The organism is Hymenobacter sp. J193, assembly GCF_024700075.1.
GTDB lineage: Bacteria > Bacteroidota > Bacteroidia > Cytophagales > Hymenobacteraceae > Hymenobacter.
On the sequence record NZ_JAJONE010000001.1, the window covers coordinates 1290983 to 1315274 of the forward strand.

The window sequence follows — 24292 nt, forward strand, 5'->3', positions numbered from 1 at the left end:
GGGTTCTGGCACCTGGCAACTCAAAAATCTAGGCTGGCATCTAACCCGTCGTTGGCATTGTAGGTCACGTGCAGGCTAGGATGCACACACACCTTGGCCCCGGTGGGGATGACGCACACCTCGCAGGACTTCCACCCGAAGGTGGCGTAGTAGCATGGGTCGGCGCAGCCGGCTTCCCAGCAGATTTTGGTTTCGCAGGCATCGGTACAGTCTCCGAAAGAGGCAATGAGGTGAGCCCCGGCCTTGCCATCGAAGTTCCAGCCCTGGGGCTTGTTGTACCCCCCGCTCACGGCGTACTCCGCCCCGATATCGACACTGCCCAACGTGAAGCCCGCCACGCTGAGCTCGGCGCCACCGCCCCAGGCCGAGGCAACGCGCAGACCGTAGGCGTTGTCCTTGAAATTGGCGTTGAGGCGCATTTCCCCGTCGTTGTAAAGCCAGGCTTTGCCCGTTACTTCCAGAAACGACACCGACCAAGCGTTGTCCTTGCTCCGGCCGAAGTGCGAAGTCCCCAGCAGATGGCCCCCATTCACGGTGGTGCCACCCGAGAGGTAGTTCTTGTCGATGAAGCTGGTAAACTCGCTCAGCTCGGGGTGAGCCGCCGTGTTCAGGTTCTGACCCGCCAGCACGTTGGCGTTGGCGTCGAGCAGCCCAGCCAGGCTAGCTTGCGCGTACAGCCCTATCGCCCAGTACGTGTCGTTGGGCTTGCCGCTGACGATAATTTTGCCGCTGGCCGTGGCGGTGCTCACCAGCGGTATGGGGTTGTAGTCGATGTTGAGCTGCACCGAGGCCACCGAGTTCGGGAAGTCGATAACCAGCCCGGCATCGGCTACGGCCTGGTCGAGCACCGTCAGGCTGGCTTTGCCGGTTACCACCGGGCCGGGCTCTACGGTCACCTCAATCGGGTTCAGTGCCAAGCCGGCCTCCACGCCCACAAAGCTCACTACCCCACCCACCGACACTTTTCTCAGGGCCCCACCACTGAAGCCGATGCCGCCTGAAATGCCTGTCAGGGCCAAGCCGGGGCCCACAGGAATAGGCGGCGTGCTGGTCTTGATTTTGGCGTCAAACTGCACGGCCCCGTTTACTTTACCGTAGCTGAAGTCCGTTTGCACGTCCAGCACGCTGATGACCTTCAGGCCCAACCCCCCGCTGAAGCCGTTGTCCTTGAAGCTGATGCCCCCGCCCAAGGTGCCTACCCCAATGGGTACGTGCAGGCCCGCCGTGAACAGCGGGGCCTGGCCCTGGCGGTATTGAATGTTGCTTACCTCGGCCTGGACCATGGGCAGCTGCAGGCGCAGGTCGCCCAGCACATCAATACCCAGCGTGCCAATGGTGTTGAACTTGACGCCCGTGATGTTGAGCTGGGCCATGCTCAGGAAGTCCAGCTGGTAGTCGGCGGGCACCTGGGCCGAGAACTTGCCATCGGAGCGCACCGTGAACGACTCGATGGTCACCGTCTTGTTAATCAGGCCCAGGGTGGTTTGGGCGCCCCCGCTAAAGAAGGAAGGGCCGTCGGGCAGCTTGCCAAACGCCAGCGGGCTCCCCTTCACGGGCTTGAACCGGGCCAGCCCGAACACATCCAGCCCCGCTTCGGGCAAGGCAAACTTGCCGCCGTAAAGCTGCTGGGGCCCGATGGCCAGATCGGCGAAGCTGATGTTCGTGACTTCCGAGCCGGGCACCGTCACTTTCACGTTGCCGTTCAGGCTGAACCCCTGCTCGGTGAGGCCCCCGCCCGTGAGCGTGAAGCCAAACCCACCGATGGACACAACCACCGGCGGCGAAAAGCCCAGCTTAGTCGTTTTGATGCTTCCATCCGTCCCAATCCACAGCTGCGGCACCTGAATGGCGGCCGAGCCCAGGCCCGGCACACTTTTCAGATCCACGCTGCCGGCCAAGCGCAGGCCATCGGCGGCCACGCTGCTTTGCGTCAGGTCCACAGTAGCCGTGAAGCCGTACAAATCCAGTCCTACTGATTTGGCCGGAGCCCGCAGCTTCAGGCCGCTGGCGTAAGGCACTTTGCCATCGGAGGTGAGCACCGCAAGGGCCGGCACCGGACCCGTACCCGCCGCTTCGCTCAGGTAGAGCTTCACCCCATTTTTCCAGGCCCAGCCCAGGCCGGAGCCCAGGGCGCCAAAGTTGGGCACTACTGCGCCCACCAGCTGTCCTTTGGCCGGGTTGCCGGGTTGCATCTGCACTTTCAGGCCGGTGGGCTCAGCCACCAGCACGGGCAGGTACTTAAAGGCCGTGAGGGCCAGCTCGGTGGCGTCCGTCAGCACAAAGTCTTTGCCTTTGGGGCGCGGCAAACCGGTTTTGCCCACATGCACGGGGACGTTGGCAAATTCTAGGCGCGTGCCCGTGGTCACGCCAAAGGCAGCGTTGCCGGGCAGGTTCACGAAGGCCCCGGTCAGCAAGGTGTCGGCGCCCAGCGTGAGAGTTTTCACTTCGATGGGGAAGCCCAGCAGCTTGTCGATGGCGAAGCCCGCGCTGGTGAGCGTGAAGTCCACCGTAGCCGTGGTGCCGGGCGCAAACTTCCTGGTCTGGCTCTGGCCCACCAACCCCGACTTGGTGGCATCAAGCGTCCAGCTGCCTTTGGGCACGCCCACCAGCTCGTACTGGCCGGTAGCTGAGGTTTGGGTAGTCAGCTCGGGGCGGCCCTGCACCCGCACGGTGGCCCCGGCTACGGCCAGGGTGCCGGCGCGCACAGTGCCCTGCACGCGGGTGCCGGGCGCTAGTCTCACGGTAAGCAGCGTGGTAGTGCCATCTACGGCCACCGCCACGTCCTGCAGGGCAGGCACGTAGGCCACCGCGCCTTTGGCCGGGCCGCTCACGCGCAAGCTCACCGAGCCGCCGGGGGCTTTGCCAAAATACGTCTGCCCATCGGCGCCCGTGGTTTGCTCCAAGGAAGGCTCGGTACCGGCAAAGGCGACCAAAGTGCCCGGCAAAGGCTGGCCGCTGGCCGAGTCGAGCACCGTTACGCGCAGGCGGCCCACCAGCTTGGTTAGCGTGAACTGGCCCAGGTCCTGGCCTTCGCCCAGGGGTGACTTTGCGCTTGCGCCTATCGAACCCAGGTAGCCATTCAGCGCGTCTTTGTCGGACACCAGACCGCCGGCGTAGGTAGTGGCGCTTCCCAGGCTCACCTGGTAGCCCGGCTTGCTTCCGCTCCCCGAGTTATTTTCAGGAGCGGAAGCAACCGAACCTGTGCCCGGCAGCTGGAAAAGCGGGGCACCGGCGACCTGTAGACTAGCGGCACCATCCAAGGCATTGCCAAGCTGCTTGGCCGCACCCTGCATTTCCTTGGGCGTTTCGAGGGCGAAGAACTTAGTGGAGCTATTCACCAGCACCAACTTGCGCAGCTCCTGGAAGCCCAGGCGGGAGATGATGAGCGTGTCGGCCCCGGCCTGGTGGGTAGTGAGGAAGCGGCCGTACTCATCGGTTAGCCAGGGCTGGCCGCCGGTGCTCCAGCGCATACTGGCCTGGGCCACGGGGCCGCCTTCACTGCTATTTACCACGCCCACCAAGGGGTGCATAGTCACGTCCACGGGGATAGGGTCGCGGGTGATAATGCCGGCCGGCCCGGTTTTGTTGAGCTTGAGGTTTTCTTCTTTCCATCCTTTGCCTACTTCGCCACCGGGCAGTACTTCCAGCGTCATCGGCACCATCGTAGTCCCGGCGGTGGTGATGATAAAGCGACCCTGGGCGTCGGTTTGGGTGGTGTAGACTTTGCCGCTGCCAGGGTTGGTACGGGCCAGGCGGATGTTTGCCCCGGCTACGGGGGAGCTGTCGTGCTGGCGCACCACCCGGCCGCGCACCTGGGGCGGATTGCTGTTGAGCGTGTAGGTTTTGGTGACGGTGACAACGCCGTCCTCGTAGTCCTGGATGCCCGGCTGCACGGCTACCGAGGTGGTGAAGTCACTGTAGCCATCCGCTTTCAGGCTGATGAGGTACTTGTCGGCCGCGCCTTCCAGGTTCGGAAACAGGCGGGTGAAGTCCTTGTCGGCCGTGGCCGCTTGCGTCACGATGGTGCCCTGGCCCTGGGTGGCGCTGTTGGGGTTGTCGAACATCACGGTAGGCCGGTTGTCGGCGGGCAGTTGGCCTTCCTGGCGGGCGTAGGTGCGGGCTTTGGGGTCGTACCAGTTGCTCAGGCGCAGCACCTGTACCTGCACGGGCCCGGTGGCCGCCTTGGTAGCCGACTCCATCACCTTTATTTTGAGCCGGTAGGTGTTGGCCAGACACACACTTTCGCCCAGGTCGTAGCCGCCATCAGCGGCAGTCTTGATCGAGTAGGCAGACGGCTCAGAGAAAAACCGAGAGTTGACTACCTCCACGTGCAGGTAGCCGATTTCCTCCGGCTTGCCGTCAATCAACCATTTGATATAAGCTGGGGTACCGGGAGCCTGAGCCACCGGACTGTCGAAGGCCGTGGGCGACACCACGCCGATGCTGAAGTTGCCCTGGTCGTCGGTGGTGCCCAGGCCCAGCACTTCCTCCCGCTCGGGGTTCAGCGTGGGGTCATCCCAGCCCACCTTGCCCTTGCTGATGCGGTGGTAGCGGTACACGAGCCGCACTTTGGTGTAGCTCAGCGGGTAGCGGGCGGCGCCCAGCAGGGGCGCAAGCTTAAGCTCTGGAGCCGAGCCCGCAGGCTGAAGCGGGCCAATGTCGCCGGGCTTGCTGGATTTGCCGGAGCCGTTATCGTAGAGGCCGTTGCCAACCAACACGGTGCCGAGCTGCCCGCCCCCGCTCACCACGGTGGTCTTGCTAAGGTCGGCACCCACGCTGCCGCTGGTGCTGCCGTTCATCACGCTCACCAGGGTTGTGGTGGTCGTAGTAGTATTGTATGCGCCGGTAGGGTTTGGGCTGGCCGAAGGCGAGCTGGGGTTGGCTTTTCCGGGGCCGCTTTTGCCGGCCTGCACCGCCCCTAGAATAGCGGCGCTGCCGCTGCCGCCGGTGGTAGGGTCGAGCATGGCCGCATAGGCCGCGCCCTGCATTTCTACGCCCGGCGCGGGCACTGAGGAAAATGGCAAGCCGCCTTCCTCACTTTTGCGAAAGGCCCACAGTATCCGCCCCCGAATCTGCACCGCCGGCATTTTCAGGTCGGTCTTTACCTCTGAAATGGGCTTGGCGGTGTTTTTGGTCGGCTGGGTGGTGGCCGCTACGGGGCTGGTTTTCGGGGGCGTGGTGGTTTCCCCGTACACGAAGGTGCTGACCTCCGAGCGGCCATTGTTACGGAAGGCGGCGCGGCCCTGCGGGTCGCGGGCCGTCACGGCGTAGGCATAGCGGCGGCCCGGAATCAGGGCCGGCTCGCCGGGGCCGTAGAGCAGCGTGGTCACGCCCGGCACGGTGCGCTCAAACAGCGGCGGGGTGGTGCCGGCCAGAAAGGCGTCGTTGGGGTTGCGGCGGTTGTCCGACAGCTCCACAATGCGCACCTCGTACTCGGTAGTGGCTGCGGCCCCGGCCGGGCGCGTCCAGGTAAAGAGGATGTTCTGGGGGCTGCGGGTTTTTACTACCTCGTCGGGCGTGGGCCGCACCAGCTGGGGCGGCTCCAGGCTGCGCAGCAGAAACGACTTGCTGCACCCCAACGGGTTTTCGGCCGACAATGGGCGTAGGGTACTGTAGTCGAGGGCGCGCACGCAGATGGTGTAAGTACCTTCGGGCAGGCCGTTGCCGCGCACCATCTGCTGGAGGGTGATGCCGGAGTACGTCAGCTGGTTTTCGTCGAAGAGGCGGCCCAGCTCGTCCTGGTCGAGGCGGCGGGTTTGCAGGGCAGCCAGCTCCAGGGGCCGGGCCGAGCGCACCTGGTCGCGGGTGCGGGCCTGCACGCCATTGTCGCCGGTGAGGGTGCCCGCCAACTGCAGCTGCAGGGGCTGGCGCGTGGTATTCGTGAGCGTGACAACGAGGCGGTTGGGCTGATCCACGTAGTCGGCCAAATGCGTGGAGTAGGGCGGCAGCGCCAGCACCGTCACGCGCACATCCGTGCCCGACTGAGCCCAGGTCCGCGGGGCGCTCAGCAGCACCAGCAGCGCCAGCAGCCACCACCAGCGGCCCGTAGTACGAGTTGTTTTCATAGCAGCAAGAGAGAAGGTAAGAGAGGTCAAAGCGTGAAGGCGTAGCCGATTTCCCCGCGCGTTTCGCTGTAACGGCGGTTTTGGGTGGTTTCGGCCGCGGTGGGATAATGGCCGGTGAAGGCTACATCGGTGCGGAAGGTGTGGTGGCGGCTCACGCGCCAGGCAGCCCGCAGCCCCCCGCCGACTAAGCGGCTGGGCTGGTCGGCACGGAGGCTTCGCAGCAGGGAGCCGCGCACGCCCAGGCGCACCTGCCCGTCTTGCCCGAAAGCCTGGTCGGCGTTGAGCTGGAGGCCGTGGTTGCCGTCGTCGCCGGTAGCTAGCTTGAGCTGGGTGTAGTTGTAGGTGGCCCCCACCGAAAAGCGGCGCGGCACCCAGGTGAGCTGGTAGCTGAGGAAGGCGTTGTAGGACGTAAACTCGCCTAGCTTGCCCAGCTCATCGGGGCCCTGGTCGCGCAGGATGGCGCGGTCGGCGCTCAGCAGCACGGTGTGGCCCCAGGTTTCGCCAGCGTAGGTGTAGCGCGGGGCCAGGCTCAGGCTTTGCTGGGTTTGGGCCAGCCGAAACGTGTCGGCTACCTGCACGGCTCCGGGCTGTTGGTCGGTGGTGTAGTTGGTGTAGCTCACATCCAGTCCCAGCCGCTCGGTAAACTCCGCGGAGGCATTCAGGGAGCCGATGAGGCGGCGGCTGGTGAGCTGCTTTTGCTCGCGCAGGTTGTCCTGCTGAATACCCACGCTGCCCGTGAGGCGGAGCTTCTGCTGCCAGAGCGTGAGCGTGGGCACCAGCGTGAGGTTCTGCACATCGTCCTGGAAATAATACGCGCCCATGCTTTGGAACCCCGGCGACACCCGGCGGTAGCGCACTTTCAGGCCGTTGCCGTTGTGCTGGTAGCCCGCGGCCGCCTGCCAGGCGGTGTAGGCTTCGGTGGAGCCATTCACGGCAATGAGCTTGCTGAGCGGCTGGCGCAGGGCTTTCGGCAGGGCTTCTTCCACGGCCAGGGCGCTACCCACGTCGCGGGTGAAAAAGCTCAGGCCTCCGTCGGCTTCCAGCAACCAGCCTTTCCTGATGGTTAGGCGACCACTGAGGCCCAGCACCAAATTGGCGGCGGGCAGCACCCGGGTGTTGTTGGCCCCAGTGGTTTCGGCCAACTGCCGGGTTTCGCGGCTCACGCTGCTGCTGTCGTCGCGGGCCCGTACCAGGCTGAGGTCGATGAAGGATTTCTCGGTGCCGAAGCCCAGCTTGCCGGCGTAGCCCTTGCGCGAAAACGAAAACGGCATCAGCGAGCCGCTCACCGGGTCTACGCTGGTGGCCCGGCTGAAGCGGCCCACCATGCTGGCAAAGCGCAGCTTGCCGGGGTTCAGCTCCACGCCCCCGCCCAGCACGGTGTGCCCGGCCAGGGTAAAGGGCGAAAACGTGAGGTTGCGGTAGCCGGCGTGCACCGTTACCCACTTATAGGTGGGGCTTAGGCCAAACTGGTTGAAGGGCTGGCGAAACCGGCGGTCCTGCTCGCTCAGCACAAAGCTCACGGGCACTGCTATGCCGTACAAGCTCAGCGTGGGCGAGCCGGCCAGCACGTAGGAAAACGGCTTGCGCCGGGCTTCAATTCCCTGAGCCTGGTAGAAAACGCCGCGCAGATCTAGCGTGCCCGAAAGCGTGACGGGCCTTTGCTGACCGAGGGTGGCTACGTCCTGCGCCCCGGCCGGCTGGGCCAGCAGCGTGCCCAGGCCGAGCAAAGCGCCCCCTACCCCGCGCCGGCCGGCGGGAATCCAAGTTTTCATAGCAGTAGTGGAGTGGCAGGTGAAAAGCGGGCGGCTTACCGGAAGCGGGTGAAGCTGAACGACCCGTTGGTGACGCTTTGGGTACCGGTGCTGCTGGTATTGGGAATGGCGCCGGCCGTGAAGCTGAACGTACCGGCCAGCTTCTGGCCGCCTTTGTCGTATTCCGTCACGGTGATGGTGCCGTTCACGGCAGAGCCCAGATAGAGGGTGGAGTAGCTTTTGCCCGTGCTGCCGCCAATCAAGATGTTGGCCGACGAATAGTCATCCAGCGCCGAGCCTTTCTTCAGCTCGTAGACGCCCTTGCCCTTGGTGGCAATGCCCATCAGCCGCAGCGACACGATGTTGTTCAGGTCAGCCGAGCCGCCGGTAAGCAGCATTTCGTCGGCGCCCTGCACAAAAGCGCTGCTGTTGATGGTGCTGGTGTACGTGGTGCCACCGTGCGTCCAAGTAACGGTACCGTCGCCGGCGGGCTGGGCTTCGTTTTCATCGTCTTTGCCGCAGCCGGTCAGCAGCAGGAAGGCGCAGGTTAGCAGAAGCAGCGGGCGGAACAGGAAGGAAGTCGTTTTCATAGCTGTGGGGTGGTCGATTGAAATGAAAAGCCTTAGTATTTGTAGACTGACTTGAAGTTGAAGGAGCCGCTGGTTACCTCCACGGAGGGCCCGAACGTGCCACCGGAGTTGCGCACGCGGCCCTTGAAGGAGAAGGTGCCTTTCACATGGGTAGTGGCGGGGTCCCATTCTGTTATTTCCACCTTGCCGGCCGGGCTGCCGACTGCCCACACGCTGATGTAGGTGTTCTTGGCGCCGGTTATTTCGGTGAGGCCGCCGCGGGAGTCGCCGTTAGGTACCAGCGTGTAAGTGCCCTTGCCGGTGAAGCCGTCGATGAGCACGCTCACCTGGTAGTTCTTGGAGTCGTCGGCGAGGATGAGCAGCTCCTTTTTCTTATTGTCGGTGTTGCTGGGGCGGTAGTGGCCCTGGGTCTGCACGTTGCTGCCGAAGCCGGCGTACTCGGTGCCGCTCACCGTCCAGCGCACTTCGTCGCCGCTGTTCTCGGTCGTGGGGTCGGGGTCGTCTTCCTTGTCATCTGAAGAACAGGCCGTGAGCAAAGGCAAACACAGCAGCAACGTAAGCAAGCGGAAAGCCAAGGGGTGTTTCGTTTTCATGAGCTTGATAAGAGAAGAGGTTTACCAGAAAGATTCTCAGATGAAATGCGCGTTTTGCAGGAGGCGCTACCGATGGCCCAAAAGTGCGGCTCCGGGCTCCGAAAGGCATTCACGCAGGTCGCAAAGGCTTGCGCACACGTCGCACGCAACAAAATGAGATGTGCGCTACACCGGCCCGGCCGGTCGAATCAGACCCCAGCAGGGCACGGCGGCTTTGGTGGTGGTCAGCTCCCCGTAGCTGGCTACCCCAAACCCCAGCCGCTGCCCGAAATGAACGGCGGCCAGCGTGTGCACACTGGCGTAGCAGGGTGCGTAGCGCGCGCCCAACGCCGCCAACGACGCCCGCAGCAACGCCCGCCCCTCACCCTGGTGCTGCCGGGCCGGGCGCACTCCCAAGGCCAGCAGGTAATGGTGGGGAAGCGGCAGAACCCGGCGGCGCATCTCGTCCTGCTGGTGCTGCCAGCCCACCAGCTGCCAAAACCGCGACCAGCCCACGCCTAGCGGCAAGGCCAGCTGTCCGGCTTTCACCACCTGCGCCCAGGAAAGCCCGGCCGCTTCGGCGGGCAGCCACACGGCTACCGCCTGCCCGCTGGGGCTGGCATACACGCACCCCGTGCGCAGGGCATAGCGCACCAGCAGCCGGAGGTAGTAATTGGGGTGGCCCAGCTCGCCGGGTACGGCCCCGTACAAGGGGTCCTGAACATAGGCGTCAGCCAGGAGCCCGGCAGCCCAGCGTTCATCGGAAAGGGTAAGGCGACGGGCCGGAAGAACCAGGGTGTGCATAGCGCCAGCGGGTTAGAGCAAGTGCCAGCAAAGGACGCCGGAAGGCGTAGCCGCGGCATTCACGCAGGTCGCAAAGGCTTGCGCGCACGTCGCAGAGTGCGTTTAGTTGCCAGTTGTTCGTTGTTCGCTAGCCCGTCATGCTGAGCGAAGTCGAAGCATCTCTACCGCTTCGTCTGAATACCACTGCAGCGAAGCAGTAGAGATGCTTCGACTCCGCTCAGCATGACGTTCTTTTCAGTGACAAACAATCGTCAACCACTATCAACCAGCAACCATGCTGGGAACCTCGCTGGGGGCGTAGCCGAAGTGGCGCGAGAAGCTGGTGCTGAAATGGGCCGGGGAGTTGAAGCCGACCTGGTACGCCACTTCTGATACCGTGCCGGTGCGGGCGGCCAGCAGCACGTGGGCCCGCCGCAGCCGCAGCCCCCGGATAAAGTCGCTGGGGGCTTGGCCGGTGAGGGCCTTGAGCTTGCGGTGGAGCTGGGCCCGGCTCAGGGCCACCTCGTCGCCCAGCATTTCCACGCTGAACTCCCCGTTGTCGAGGTGGCGCTCAATGGCCTGCTCTACCCGCTTCAGAAAGCACTGGTCGAGGGAAGGCAGGGCGGCTACGGCCGCAGCGTAGGCAGCGTAAGAGTCGGGCAGGGCGGCGGAAGCAGGAACAGGCTCCTCTGCGGCATTCGACCCGGCCGCCAGCAGCCCCAATTGAGTTTGCGCATTCCGACGCAGGGCCAGCAGGTTGCGCACCTGAGCACGCAGCTCGCGCGGGTCGAAGGGCTTGGGCAGGTAGGCATCGGCACCGGTTTCGAGGCCGGCTAGTCGGTCGGCGGCTTCGGCGCGGGCCGTGAGCAGCACGATGGGCACGTGGCTGGTAGCCAGGTCGGCCTTGAGCTGGCGGCATAGCTCCATGCCGTCAAAGCCCGGCATCATCACATCCGATACAATCAGGCTAGGAACCGTTTCACGCGCTACCCGCACGCCCTCGGGGCCGTCGGCGGCTTCGAGCAGGCGGTAGCCGGCCGAAGCCAGGGTTTCCTGCACAAAGGCGCGCACCTCGGCGCTGTCATCTACTACGAGTATAACCTCGGCATCCTCGGCGGGCTCAGGCAGGGCGTTTTCAGTAGGCACATGCAGTATAGCATCCATAGCGCCAGCCACTGGCTGAGCGGCCACCGCCGAGAGCAAGCCGCGCGGCAGCCGCACTACGAAGGTGGTACCGGCGCCTGGGGTGCTCATCACCTGCACCGTGCCGCCGTGGCGCTCCGACAGCTCCTTCACCAGGGCAAGCCCTACCCCGCTGCCTCCGGAGTCCGCGCCACTACTCACTACCTGGTAAAACCGGTCGAACAGGTGCGGGAGGTGGCTGGGTGCAATGCCCACCCCGGTATCCTGCACGCTCAGCACCACGGTTCCCTGGGGTGCCAGCGGCGTGGGCGCTTCGTCGTGCACGGCCAGCGTGACGTGCCCCCCGGCGGGCGTGAAGCGCAGGGCATTGGCGAGCAGGTTGCTCACTACTTCTTCCAGACGCGTTACGTCAAACACCAACGGCACCGGCTGGGCCGGCACGGCCAGGTGCAGGCCTATTTGCCGCGCGGCGGCCAGGTGCTGAAACCCCGCCAGCCAGGCGCGGGCCGATGCGGCCACGTCGCCGGCCTGGGGCTGCAGGGTAAGCCCGCCGGCTTCCAGCTTGCTTAAGTCGAGGAGCTGGTTGATAAGGCGCAGCAGCTTGCGGGCATTGTCGCCGATGCGCAGGCCGTGGCGGCGGGCCGGGGCCGGCATCGTTTCGTCGTAGGCCAGCTCCTCGGCCGGGCCCAGAATAAGCGTGAGCGGGGTGCGCAGCTCGTGGCTGATGTGAGTGAAGAAGTCGGTTTTCACCCGGTCCATTTCCTGCAGATGTACCAGGGCCTGGTATTCCAGCTGCTGCTGGGCCCGCTCCCGCTCCCGGCGCTGGGTGTTGCGGCGCACCACATAAAAGGCCCCGGCCACACCCGCCGCGTACAACAGGTAGGCCCACCAGGTACGCCACCAAGGCGGGCTGATGGTGAAAGACAGCCGGGTGGGCTGCGGATTCCACCGGCCGGCATCGTTGGCGGCCTTCACCTCAAAGGTGTAGCTGCCCGGCGGCAGGTTGGTGTAGGTAGCGGAGGTAGCCTCGGCGGGCTTGCTCCACCGCTCGTCGAACCCCGTGAGGCGGTACTGGTAGCGGACTTTGGTAGGACTGGTGAGGCTGACGCCCACAAACTCGAAGGCCAGCTGGTTGAGGTGGTGAGGCAAGGTGAACCCCGCAGCCAATGCCGTGTCGCGGCCAAACACGCGCAGGTGAGTGACGTGCGTGCTGGGCGGCACGGGGTTGGGGCGAGCCAGGTGCGGGTCGTAGCGCATGAGGCCGTTCACGGTGCCGGCCCACAGCTTGCCATCGGGCTCCAGCAACACGGCGTTCTGGTTGGTTTCCTGCCCCAGAAAGCCCTCGGCGGTGCCGTAGCTCACAGTGCGGCGCGTGGCCGGGTCGAACACATCCAGGCCCAGGTTGGTACCCACCCACACCCGGCCCCGGGCATCACAGCGCACGAAGTACGGGTTGTTGGATTTCAGCCCTACTTCCGGTCCGTAGGCTTTCAGGCGTTGCCCGTCAAATTGCAGCAGCCCTTCCCCAATGGAGCCCAGCCAGAGGTAGCCACGCGGGTCTTGGGTGATGGAGCCGATACTCAGGTGGTCGGTGCGGCCGTCGGCGCGGCGCAGCTGGTCGGGGCCATTGGCCTGCACGTCCACACGCACCAGGCCTTGGTCGTCGGTACCCAGCCAGAGAGTACCCTCCCGGTCCTGGAAGGCCGCCCACAGCGCGTTGGTACCCAGGCCCGAACTAGCGCCGTAGGTTCGGCTGGCGCCGGTGGCGGGGTTCAGCACCACGGTAGCCCCGGCGGCGGCCGTTACGGCCCACACCCGGCCCAGCTTGTCCTGAGCAAACTGGCGCACGTTCTGGCCCGCCAGACCCGGTATGTTGTTTAGCCCCTGCCAGCGTCCGGTAGCTGGTGTATACACAGCCACGCCACTGCCCCGGCTGCCCAGCCAGATGCGCCCCTGCGCGTCCTTGAACAAGGCCCGCACGAAGTTAGCCGCGTCGCCACCCGGCCGCCGGTAGGCCAGCCGGAACTGCCGGCCCGCAGGGTTTTCAGGCCGAAACTCCCACAGGCCCAGCCGGGTACCCACCCAGTAGACGCCTGGCCCAACATTTACTATATTCTGCACGTCGGCCTCGCCGGACTCGTTGCGGCCTCCCAACCCCTCAGCCGACCCAAACAAGGCAAACTGCTCGTCGGGAATGTGCTGAAGGATGCCGTCGTCGAGCACCACCCACATGCTGCCTTCCCGATCTTCGAGCAAGCCACAGGCGGTTTGGTCGCTGAGCAGGCTGTGCTGGGGAAAGCAAGTGACGCGGCTCGTGGCCGGCTCGTAGCAACTCACGCCCGCCGCCGACACGGCCCACACCCGCCCGAGGCGGTCGGGCAGCACCCGCTGGGGTGCGGCGGCGCACAGGCCTTGCTCCCGCCCTATCACCCGCAGTTGCCAGGGCTGGGCGGGTGAGGTCCGCGTGAGCTGACCCAAACCGTTTTTCAAACCCAGCCAATACGCATTGTCGGAGGCCCGGTGAATGGAATAAACCCGTTGCTGGCGGATAGCGGCGGGCAAGGCTGCCGTGGCTGCCTCCAGCCGCTGCCCGGTATTGGCGTGTACAATTACTAATCCCTGGGCAGTGGCCACCCACAGCTCTTGGGCGGCACCAGCGGCTATTTGAAAGATTGTATCGGAAGGTAGGGCGTGGGGAGCAGCTACGTGCTTGATTGGCCCATTGCCAGCTTGCGGCAGACGGTACAGGCCATTGCCGAGGGTAGCCACCCACAGCTGCTGGTTGGGGGCGGGCAACAGCTGGCGGATGCTGGCAGTGGCGCGCCAGCGGGCCGGGCCCAGCTTGCCCACCTGCCCGGTTTGGCTGATGGCCGTGATGATGCCGGCCGCGTGGCCCAGCCACATGCCTCCTCCCGGAGCCGGCAACAGGCTGCTTACGTGGTTGTCGGGGAGGCCCTGGCGGGAGTCGAGGGTCTGGAAGCGGCGGCCATCAAACCAGCATACCCCACCCTGCGTGCCGGCCCACAGCCGCCCGCCCTCATCTTGCGCCAGACAGTACACGGTGCTTTGCGGCAGCCCATCGGCTAGGCCATACACGCGGGTAGCCAGCGTTTGGGCGTGGGCAGTGCCAATGCCAACTACCAGCGCAACGGATAGCAGCCAGCAAAAAGGAAGTAAGCCGAAACGGGCGGAGAAGTGCAGCATCGGCAACGGTGGAGGTTCGTTAGCTACCAAAGTGCCTTACAAAGGCAGCCTGGTAGAAAACTCAGATTAAATGGCACTATCAAACATCCTGCAAGGTGGTCTATTCGCTTATCGTTCTCAACCACATGATGATGTGAAACTTCAAGCTGAAGCATACCGCCACGGCAAGCTGGGCCAAAGCTACCGGCTATAGTCCTAGTTAAAATGAGTAAGATTACCTATGCCTGTAAGTAGGCTATTCCGGCGTTGTCGCTATCTTCCCGAATGATTCGTCTGCGCCACGCCGATTTTCTGCGCCTCAACCACGCCATTGAGCTGGTCCACGCCGAGGCCGAGCCGCTGGGGTTGTTCGGGCAGTTGTCGAGGGCTGTGATGCTGGCTATTTCGGCCGAAACGGTGTGTTTCGACGGCTACGACCTGCAGGGCCGCATTGGCCACCTGGGCGCTTACCCCGAGGGCTTGTTTGTGGCCGACGACTTTCCCCTGCTCGGCAACCACATTGCCGAGCATCCGCTGTTTCCGGCCATTATGGAGCAGCGCCGCTCCGAGCCCCTGCGCACCAGCGACTTCTGCCGGATGCCGCAGTACTTTCAAACCACCCTGTTCAATTCCTTTTACCGACCCCTGGCCCTCACGCACCATATGATTCTGGGGTTGGAGCTGACGGATTACGGCTGGGTTACCTGCGCCCTGGCCCGGCGCCGCCGCAACTTCACCGAGGCCGACCGCCAGGTGCTGCACCTGCTCAAGCCCCACGTGCAGGTGGCCGTGCGGCACGCCCGCACCGTAGCCCGCCTTCAGAACCGGCCACCCGCCGCCCCGGAAATGGCCCTACTCACGGCGCTTACGGCCCGCGAAACCCACGTGCTGACCCTGCTCAGCCGGGGCCTGACCGACAAGGAAATAGGTCAGCAGAGCGGCATTAGCACCCGCACGGTGCAGAACCATTTGCAGAACATCTACAGCAAGCTGGGCGTGACCAACCGCACGGCGGCGCTGGGGCAGGTATTGGGGCGCGGGGCGTACTAGCGGCCCGGATGGGGCGGAATCGGGCGGGCGGTTGCTTATCTTTGTGACTAGCTCGTATGGAAAATTTCGTTGTTTCGGCCCGTAAGTACCGCCCAGCCACGTTTCGCAGCGTGGTGGGGCAGCAGCACGTTACTACCACCCTGCAGAACGCCATTGCCTCTCAGCACCTGGCCCAGGCGTTTCTGTTCTGCGGACCGCGCGGCGTGGGCAAAACCACCTGCGCCCGCATCCTGGCTAAAACCATCAACTGCGAGTTTGTAGAGCAGCACGTGCGCCAGGGCCGCCCGGTTTCGGAGCTGATCAAGACCCAGCCCGACATCGTGCCCGCGGCCCTGCAACAGGTTGCCGACCCTGACAATACGCCCTTCGACCTGGAGGCCTGCGGCAAGTGCCCCTCGTGCCGGGCCTTCCAGGAAAGCGCCTCTTTTAATGTGCACGAGCTGGATGCGGCTTCCAACAACTCGGTGGAAGACATCCGCTCTCTGGTGGAGCAAGTGCGCTACGCCCCGCAGCAGGGCCGCTTCAAGGTGTACATCATCGACGAAGTGCACATGCTCTCGAATGCAGCCTTCAACGCCTTTCTGAAGACGCTGGAGGAGCCCCCGGGCTACGCCATCTTCATTCTGGCTACCACGGAGCGGCACAAGATTATCCCCACGATTTTGTCGCGGTGCCAGATCTTTGATTTCAACCGCATCAAGGTGGACGACATGCGCAACCACCTGCGCTACGTGGCCACCCAGGAGCACATTCAGGCCGAAGACGACGCTCTGCACCTGCTGGCCCAGAAAGCCGACGGCGGCCTGCGCGACGCCCTGAGCATGTTCGACCAGATGGTGACCTTCTCGGGCCAGAACCTGCGCTACCAGGATGTGGTGCAGAACCTGCACATTCTGGATTACGAGTACTATTTCCGGCTGGTAGACGCACTGCTAACGGAAAACCTGTCGGCCACGCTGCTCTTGCTGGATGAGGTGATGCAGCAGGGCTTCGACCTGCACAACTTTGTGGTGGGCGCCGCCGAGCACCTGCGCGGGCTGCTGGTGTGCAAAGACCCCGTGACGGTGCAGCTGCTGGAAGTGTCGGACAACATCCGGGCGCGCTACGTGCAGCAGGCCCAGGCCGCCCCGCTGGCATTCCTGCTCTCGGCCCTGAACCTGGTAAGCGTGTGCGACCGGGAGTTCAAGCAAGCCAAAAACCAGCGCCTGCACGTGGAGCTCACGCTCATGAAGCTAGCCTACCTGAACGGGGCCGTGCAGTTTGCCCGCGACCTGCAGGGAGGTCCGGCTCAAGCCAGCGTAGCATCGTCGGATAATGGCGAGGCGAAAAAAAAGTAGTGTAACAACGCCCGCCCCGGCTGCCGCCGCGCCCGTACCGCCATCGGCGCCTGCCGGCCGCCTCGTAGCCGATGGCACCGCCGAAACCCCGGCCGCTTACCGCGCCACTTCAACCAGAAACCAGAAACCAGAAACCAGAAACCAGCAACCCGTTCACGCTCCCGCCGATCCGGAGCCCATTGTACCAGTCGACAGCGGCGTGGAAGAGCTGCACGTTACGCCCAGCATCGAAAACCCGCCGGCCGTCGTGCCGGCCCGCCGCCAGCTGCACGATACGGCTCCGCACGTAGACACCGGCCGCCCCAGCGTGGCCGGCCACGAGCCCCAGGACGCACCCATCGTAGCTGCCCCCCTCCGCCCCCCTTCCTTCCCTTACCCGTGGCGCCGGCGTGGCCTCCAAGCTGCCCAGCCTCACGGCCATGAAGGAGCAGGCGGCACGCCAGAGCGCGGCTCCCAAAACTACCGCCACCGAGGAGGATGCCCCGGCCGCCGCGCCCGGCACCCTGCCCGCCATCGACGATGCCCGTCTGCAGCAGGTATGGAATGAGCTCAAGGAATTGCGCAAGGCTGGCAGCATGAGCGAGTACACGGTGCTGAACCGCCCGGTACAGGCCGATGAGCGGCACGTAATTCGGCTGCGCGTGGACAACCCCGTGCAGGAAGACGTATTCAACGACTTCCGGGCCGATTTCCTGGGGGAGCTGCGCCGCCGCACGGGCTACCCGCGCCTCACGGTGCAGGTGGAGGTGGTGGAGCAGCAAAGCACCGGCCGCAAGCTCTACACCTCCGCCGACAAGTTCGAGTACTTGGCCGAGAAATTTCCCGCCCTGGTCACCATGAAGCAGCGCCTGGGCCTGGATACTGACTTTTGATTAATGTGCTAAAGTGGAGAATGTGCTGCGCTGCGCTGATGTGCTAATGCTAATTTCCTGCTGCGCTTCAACGCTGCCTGGGCAAGCGGCTTGAAATCATCTGGCACAGAGTAGCGTGTTCTAACTTCCATCCTATTTTCGGCTGGCCATATTCGGCGCAGGGCACAGGCATTGGGAAGGTGAAATGGATATTAGGCACTATTTACCCACTCCTTCCCTCCCCTTAAGGAGCACCATACAGGCCATTACGGAGAAATACTATTTCGCTCTGGCAGGCAGCGGCTGTTTTCTACTTGTCATTGAGAGTATGTGGCGCATCAAGCCAGTGGAGTAGCCATCCGTCCTGGGCAACGCACCAGGTTATGAAGGAGCCGTGCCGTGTGGGCAGTAGCGCGAACTACACAGTTCGCGCTACGACTAATCTATCCATTAGCACCTCAGCACATTTCCCACCTTAGCGAAGCGAAGCACATTAACGCAGCGCCTTTATCTTTGACTTTTATTCTTTTGCCCTACCTCATCTGTTTTCCGTGAAAAAAAACCTGCTACTCGTGCTGCCGGCTATGGCGGTGCTGAGTTTAACCCAGTGCCAGTCGAGCAAGCCGGCCGCTACGGCCGCTGCTACGACGACTCCGGCCCCCGCCGCGCCGGCCCAAAAGGAATATAAGTACCAGACCGTGGAGGGCGACCCGCTGAAGGCCCGCATCTACACCCTCGACAACGGCCTGACGGTGTACCTCTCCGACTACAAAGACGCCCCGCGCATTCAGACCTACGTAGCGGTGCGCGCTGGTTCCAAGAACGACCCGCACACCGCCACCGGCCTGGCCCACTACCTGGAGCACATGGTGTTCAAGGGCACTTCCAAGCTGGGCACCCAGAACTGGGCCGCCGAACAGGCCGAGCTGGCCAAGATTGAGGCCCTCTACGAGCAGTACCGCAGCAAAACCGATGTAGCCGAGCGCAAGCGCCTCTACCACCAGATTGACTCGGTATCGGGCGTGGCGGCCAAGTACGCCGTGGCCAACGAGTACGACAAAGCTATGGGCGCCATCGGGGCCAAGGGCTCCAATGCCTACACCTCGGTGGAGCAGACGGTGTACCAAGAAGACATTCCGAGCAACCAGGTGGAGAAGTGGGCCGCCATTCAGGCTGAGCGGTTTGGGGAAATGGTGCCCCGCCTGTTTCACACCGAGCTGGAAGCCGTGTACGAGGAGAAAAACCGCACCCTCGACAGTGACTTCAGCAAGGAGTATCAGGCCTTGAACGCTGCCCTCTACCAGAAGCACGAGTACGGCACCCAGACCACCATCGGCACCATTGAGCACCTGCAGAACCCGTCCATCACGGAAATCAAGAAGTACTTCACCCAGTACTACGTGCCCAACAACGTGGCCCTGACGCTGAGCGGCGACCTGGACTACGACCAGACCATCCGCATCATCGATAAGTACTTTGGCGGGTTGCAGCGCCAGCCGATACCGGCGTTTACGCCCGCGCAGGAAGCGCCCATCACGGCGCCCATCGTGAAGGAAATCAAAGGCCCCGACGCGGAAAACGTGATGCTGGGCTTCCGCTTTCCCGGTACCACCACCCCCGACGCCGTGGTGCTGCGCATGATCGACAAGATTCTGACCAACGGCCAGGCCGGCCTCGTGGACCTCGACCTCAACCAGCAGCAAAAAGTGCTGCAGGCAGCCACGTTTACCGACCTCAACAACGACTACTCCACCCACGTGCTCTACGCCACCCCGCGCCAGGGCCAGAAGCTGGAACAGGTGCGCGACCTGCTCCTCGCGGAGCTGACAAAGGTGAAGAAAGGGGACTTCCCCGACTGGCTGATTCCGGCCATTATCAACAGCGAAAAGCTGCAGCGCACCAAGAGCTACGAAAGCAACGAGGCCCGCGCCGGCGCCTTCGTCTCGGCCTTCATTGCCCGCCAGGACTGGAAAGACTACATAAAGCAGATCGACGACTTCGCCAAGATTACCAAGGCGGATGTGATGCGCGTGGCTAATCAGAACTACGGTCAGAACTACGTGGCCGTGTACAAGCGCACCGGCCAGGACCCCAACAAGGTGAAGGTGGTGAAGCCCACCATCACGCCCGTGCCCGTGAACCGCGACGCCGCTTCCGGCTTCTACAAGCAGGTAACCAGCCTTCCGGCCCCGGCCCTCCAGCCGGTGTTCGTGGACTATAAGAAGGATATCCAGGAAACCAAGCTGGCCTCGGGCGTGCCGGTGTTCTACACCCGCAACACCGAAAACAACCTCTTCGACCTGTACTACGTGCTCGACATGGGCACCAACAACGACCCGCGCCTGGGCCTGGCCGCCGACTACCTCCAGTACCTCGGCACCGACAAGTACACCGCCGCCCAGCTCCAGCAGGAGTTCTACAAGCTGGGCTGCTCCTTCGGGGTGCAGAGCGGGGCCGACCGTATCTACGTGAGCCTCTCCGGCCTCGACAGCAACTTCGAGCCGGCCGTGCAGCTGTTTGAGAGCCTGCTGGCCAAGCCCAAGCCCGACGCCGAAGCCCTGCAGAACATGGTGGCCGGGGTACTGAAAGCCCGCCAGGACGCCAAGCTCAACAAAGGCGTGATTCTCAACCAGGCATTGGTGAACTACGCTAAGTACGGCCCGAAGAACCCTTTCACCACCCAGCTCAGCGAGAAGCAGCTCAAAGCCCTGAAACCCCAGGAGTTGACGGCCCTCATCCAGAAGATTCCGACCTACGAGCACCGCGTGCTGTATTACGGACCGCGGGCTGTCAAGGAGACAGAAAATAAGCAGGATGCTGAACAAGTGAATCGTGATTGTCATGGCGTTGTGCGCCTTGAATCAGGTTTAGTAAACACACTAGAAAAGCTCCACAAAACGCCCACCAAGCTCACGCCGGTGCCGGCGGCCAAGGACTTTGCCGAGCTGCCCATGAACAGCCGCAAGGTGTACTGGGTGGATTACAACATGGTGCAGGCCGAAATCGTGTTCCTGACCAAGGGCGACGTGTACGACAAAGCCCTGGTGCCCACCGTGAGCCTCTACAACGAGTACTTCGGGGGTAGCATGGGCAGCATCGTGTTCCAGGAGCTGCGCGAAAGCAAGGCCTTGGCGTACTCGGCCTACTCCGGCTACTCCAACGCCGGCAAGGTGGGCCGCTCCAACTACATCAGCTCCTACATCGGCACCCAGAGCGACAAGCTGCCCGAGGCCATGGCCGGCATGCAGGCCCTGCTCAACGATATGCCCGTGGCCGAAGCCAACCTGCAGATTGCCAAGGACGCCATCCGCAACAGCATTGCCACCGAGCGCATCACCAAGAGCGACATCCTCTTCAGCTACGAGCGGGCCAAGCGCCTCGGCCTCGACTACGACCTGCGCCGCGACGTGTACGAGCAGACCCCGAACATGAGCTTCGATGACCTGCGCAAGTTTCAGGAAGCCAAAGTGAAAGGCCAGAACCAGAGCATCCTCGTCATCGGCTCCAAGGACCGTCTCAACTTCAAGGAGCTGGCCAAGTACGGCCAGGTGCAGCAGCTGACGTTGAAGGAAATCTTCGGGTACTAGCCTCACCCCCGGCCCCTCTCCCGCGGAGAGGGAAGTCAGCCATCAGCAACGACTGCGGGCACAATGAGCTTAGGCTCATTGTGCCCGCTTTTTTTATGTCCCAGCCGAAAGCCAAAACAAAGAAACGCCCACGGCGGGGCTGCGCAGCGCGAGCGAAGCAGCTCCGCGTCATTGCTGACGGCTGGCACCCCTCTCTGCGGGAGAGGGGCCGGGGGTGAGGCCCCGCCGGAACGAAATCGTCAGGGTCCCGCTCTCCATGATGTCGCGCATCAAGTGAGGGAAGGGGCCGGGAGCCGGGGCCACCGGGGTCAGCGGGGGGTGAGGCCTACGCGGCCGGCATATACGACATTTTTTTTAAACGCTTGTTTCCCCCGATTTTAATCGGTGCTTTGCATCCTGATACGGCGGCGGCCCGTCCTTTTTGCCTGTTTCGGCCGCCAGTGCCCGTTCGCTCCTCCTACAACCCTCTAACCCCCGCGTCAACTTCCTGACAACGTAGTATATGGCAGACCATAAAATCACCATCAAAAACGGCAAGCTTAACGTTCCGGATCAACCCACGATTCCCTTTATCGAGGGCGATGGTACCGGGCCCGATATCTGGGCGGCTTCCGTGAAAGTGTTTGACGCGGCGGTGGCAAAAGCCTACGGCGGCAAGCGCAAGCTGGTGTGGAAAGAGGTGCTGGCCGGTGAAAAAGCCTTCAAGCAGCTCAACAACTGGCTGCCCAACGATACCCTCGATGCCTTCCGCGAGTACCTTGTGGGCATCAAAGGGCCCCTCACTACCCCCGTGGGTGGTGGCATCCGCTCCCTGAACGTGGCCCTGCGCCAGGAACTCGACCTGTACGCCTGCGTGCGCCCGGTGCGCTGGTTTGAGGGTGTGCCCTCTCCCGTGAAGCACCCCGAGCTGACGGACATGGTGATTTTCCGCGAAAACACGGAAGATATCTACGCCGGCATTGAGTACATGAACGGCACCCCGCAGGCCCAGAAAATGCTGGAATTCCTGCAGGACGAGATGGGCGTGAAGAAAATCCGCTTTCCCGAAACGTCTTCGTTCGGCATCAAGCCCGTGAGCAAGGAAGGCACGGAGCGCCTGGTGCGCGCCGCCATCCAGTACGCCATCGAAAACAAGAAGCCCTCGGTGACCATCGTGCACAAGGGCAACATCATGAAGTTCACCGAGGGCGCCTTCAAAACCTGGGGCTACGAGCTGGCCGAGCGGGAGTTTGGCGACAAGGTGTACACCTGGAACCAGTACGATAAGGTGGCCGCCAAGCAAGGCCAGGATGTGGCCGACGCCCAGCAGAAGCTGGCCCTCGACAGCGGTAAAATCCTCATCAAGGACAGCATTGCCGATGCCTTCCTGCAGCAGATCCTGCTCCGCCCCGCCGACTACTCCGTGGTAGCCACCCTCAACCTGAACGGCGACTACATCTCCGATGCCCTGGCCGCCATTGTGGGCGGTATCGGCATCGCGCCGGGCGCCAACATCAACTACCTCACCGGCCACGCCATCTTCGAGGCTACCCACGGTACGGCGCCCAAGTACGCCAACCAGGACAAGGTAAACCCCGGCTCGGTCATCCTGAGCGGCGCCCTGATGCTGGAGCACCTGGGCTGGCAGGAAGCCGCCGACCTGATCTACAAAGGCATCGAAGCCACCATTGCTTCCAAGCGCGTCACCTACGACTTCGAACGCCTGATGGAAGGCGCTACCCTGCTCAAATGCAGCGAGTTCGGCGAGGAGATTGTAAAGAATATGTAGTAGCTTGGCATAGGCCAATTCATTAGAAACCCCGCGTTGGCTGTAAGGCTGGCGCGGGGTTTTTACTTAATAATTATGAAAAGCAGACTGCTCCTTCTTCCTTTTCTGACAACAGCAATATCATGTCAAAATCAGACTCATGCTCCAGCTGATTTTGCGTTCAGAATTGATGGTTTTACTGACGTTATTGACACGTATGAAAACACATTTACGAGGAGAGGCATTAATCAAGGTTCTATTAATTTCACGGATACTACAGTAACCTTAACACTGACTACTGAACAAAAGGACTCCATCTATTTTTTTATGGGTGAAAAGGCATTTTTCTCTATGCCTGAAGAAATAAAAGTTCCTTGTGAAGATTACATCAAACCCTCAGAGACAGACAACTTAATCGTCAGAGCAAACGGACAAAATAAAAAAGTCGTTTTCCATAACGGCTGCACTACACATGACGAAAAAGTTAAAGACTTTTATTCTATCCGTAGCTTCATTTATAAAATTGTTTACAGGAATAAAAATATAAAATCGTTGCCTAAATCCAGCTTGATGATTTTATGATCTATTTAATAACGAGACAATGAGCATCACTTTCAGTTGTGCCTACTTATATTATTGTAGCTCTTTATAAGCTCTTAAGACTATTTATCCTTACTCCGCCAGCAGCAACGTCGCTACGGCTGCCAGCGCCTCACGGGACGTTTCGATACCGTGCCCCGTGTTGGCAAAGGTTTGTACCTCCCGCAGCCGGGGCAGGTATTGCCGGGCCACTGCCACGGATTTGCGATAAGGAAACAGCATATCCTGTTCCCCTACCAAGAGGTAAACGTCCGACGAAACGTTGGCTAACTCAGCGGCGGGCATAGCGTAAGGCTTCTGCGTGCGGTCCTGGTACTGCGTGATGGCAAACAGCTCGTAGTCGGCCAGCAGTTGCCGGGCGGGTGCCGACAGCTGGTGATGCGGCGGGCAAAACACGGCCCGGTCGAGGAAGGTCAGCACGTTGGCCGTGGTTGGGCGCAGCAACGGCAGCAGGTTGTAATATAGGTTGCGCAGCCCCAGCGAAAATGCCTGCAAGCACCCGGGATTGAGCAGCACAATCTTATCTACAAGCTCTGGCGCCTCTTGGCTGAGCTTGAGGGCCAGCAGCCCACCAAATGAGGCACCCAGGATATGCGCTTTGGACAGGCGCAGTTGACGTAGCAGGTCGGCGGCCCAATGCCCGTACCCGTCTCCTTTCACGTCGGGCGTGGCTCCGTCGCTCAGGCAGGGCTGCCCGTTCACGTCCACCAGGAAAATGCGGAACTTCTCCTTTAGCGGGGCCAGGTTGCCGTCCAGGTCCCAGAAGAGTCCCACCGTACGAAACCCGGGAAACACCACTACCGCTGGCCAGTCTGTTTGCTCAGCATTGATCGTCCACACCACGGTAGTACCCAGAAGCGAAGAAACTTCCAGCCGCTGGTAGCAGCAGTTGTTCAAGGTTTCCACCTGCTCCACCCAGCGCGCCAGAAAGGCTTCGGCTCGGGGTTGGTCTTTGAAAGAGGAACGATGGGCAGCGGCCACGGAGACGACGGTTTTCATGCCGCAAAGGACACGCCCACGCCCCCGGCAAAAC

13 protein-coding genes are annotated in these 24292 nt (G+C 62.6%); 6 read left to right on the forward strand and 7 right to left on the reverse strand.

The annotated features are described in order from the left end of the window. Positions 1–20: 20 nt before the first annotated feature. From LRS06_RS05585 to LRS06_RS05610, 6 genes are all read right to left on the reverse strand, one after another. Complete coding sequence (locus tag LRS06_RS05585) at positions 21–6065, reverse strand: carboxypeptidase-like regulatory domain-containing protein (RefSeq protein ID WP_257870577.1); 6045 nt, start codon at positions 6063–6065, stop codon at positions 21–23. 26 nt (positions 6066–6091) lie between these two features. Then, positions 6092–7837: a hypothetical protein gene (locus tag LRS06_RS05590; protein WP_257870578.1), complete on the reverse strand. Its 1746-nt coding sequence runs from the start codon at positions 7835–7837 to the stop codon at positions 6092–6094. A 35-nt stretch (positions 7838–7872) separates the two neighbouring features. Further along, positions 7873–8406, reverse strand: coding sequence for a hypothetical protein (locus tag LRS06_RS05595; RefSeq protein ID WP_257870579.1), 534 nt, complete (start codon positions 8404–8406; stop codon positions 7873–7875). A gap of 32 nt (positions 8407–8438) precedes the next feature. Then, a complete protein-coding gene (locus LRS06_RS05600; protein ID WP_257870580.1) occupies positions 8439–8999 on the reverse strand; it encodes a DUF6252 family protein in 561 nt (186 codons plus the stop codon). Between the two features lie 165 nt (positions 9000–9164). Beyond that, on the reverse strand, positions 9165–9782 hold the full coding sequence (locus tag LRS06_RS05605; RefSeq protein ID WP_257870581.1) for a GNAT family N-acetyltransferase: 618 nt from the start codon (positions 9780–9782) through the stop codon (positions 9165–9167). A 261-nt stretch (positions 9783–10043) separates the two neighbouring features. After that, complete coding sequence (locus LRS06_RS05610) at positions 10044–14108, reverse strand: two-component regulator propeller domain-containing protein (RefSeq protein ID WP_257870582.1); 4065 nt, start codon at positions 14106–14108, stop codon at positions 10044–10046. A gap of 264 nt (positions 14109–14372) precedes the next feature. Between LRS06_RS05610 and LRS06_RS05615 the strand changes: the two genes are divergently transcribed. The 6 genes from LRS06_RS05615 to LRS06_RS05640 all read left to right on the forward strand — a co-directional run bounded on the left by LRS06_RS05615 (position 14373) and on the right by LRS06_RS05640 (position 23241). Beyond that, a complete protein-coding gene (locus tag LRS06_RS05615) occupies positions 14373–15137 on the forward strand; it encodes a LuxR C-terminal-related transcriptional regulator (protein WP_257870583.1) in 765 nt (254 codons plus the stop codon). A 56-nt stretch (positions 15138–15193) separates the two neighbouring features. After that, on the forward strand, positions 15194–16474 hold the full coding sequence (gene dnaX, locus LRS06_RS05620) for a DNA polymerase III subunit gamma/tau (protein WP_257870584.1): 1281 nt from the start codon (positions 15194–15196) through the stop codon (positions 16472–16474). 389 nt (positions 16475–16863) lie between these two features. Beyond that, positions 16864–17346, forward strand: a complete 483-nt coding sequence (locus LRS06_RS05625) for a hypothetical protein (RefSeq protein WP_257870585.1) — start codon at positions 16864–16866, stop codon at positions 17344–17346. Between the two features lie 530 nt (positions 17347–17876). Next, entirely contained in the window at positions 17877–20912 is a 3036-nt protein-coding gene (locus LRS06_RS05630) for a pitrilysin family protein (protein ID WP_257870586.1), read from the forward strand. A 502-nt stretch (positions 20913–21414) separates the two neighbouring features. Continuing rightward, positions 21415–22680 carry an NADP-dependent isocitrate dehydrogenase gene (gene icd / locus LRS06_RS05635; protein WP_196955155.1) on the forward strand — a complete coding sequence of 422 codons (1266 nt, stop codon included), beginning with the start codon at positions 21415–21417 and terminating at the stop codon, positions 22678–22680. A 75-nt stretch (positions 22681–22755) separates the two neighbouring features. Further along, a complete protein-coding gene (locus LRS06_RS05640) occupies positions 22756–23241 on the forward strand; it encodes a hypothetical protein (RefSeq protein ID WP_257870587.1) in 486 nt (161 codons plus the stop codon). Positions 23242–23331: 90 nt separating this feature from the next. On the opposite strand, the gene LRS06_RS05645 is transcribed toward LRS06_RS05640, so the two are convergent. Further along, positions 23332–24258 (reverse strand): alpha/beta fold hydrolase, encoded by a 927-nt coding sequence (locus tag LRS06_RS05645; RefSeq protein WP_257870588.1) that lies wholly within the window; start codon positions 24256–24258, stop codon positions 23332–23334. Positions 24259–24292 lie beyond the last annotated feature (34 nt).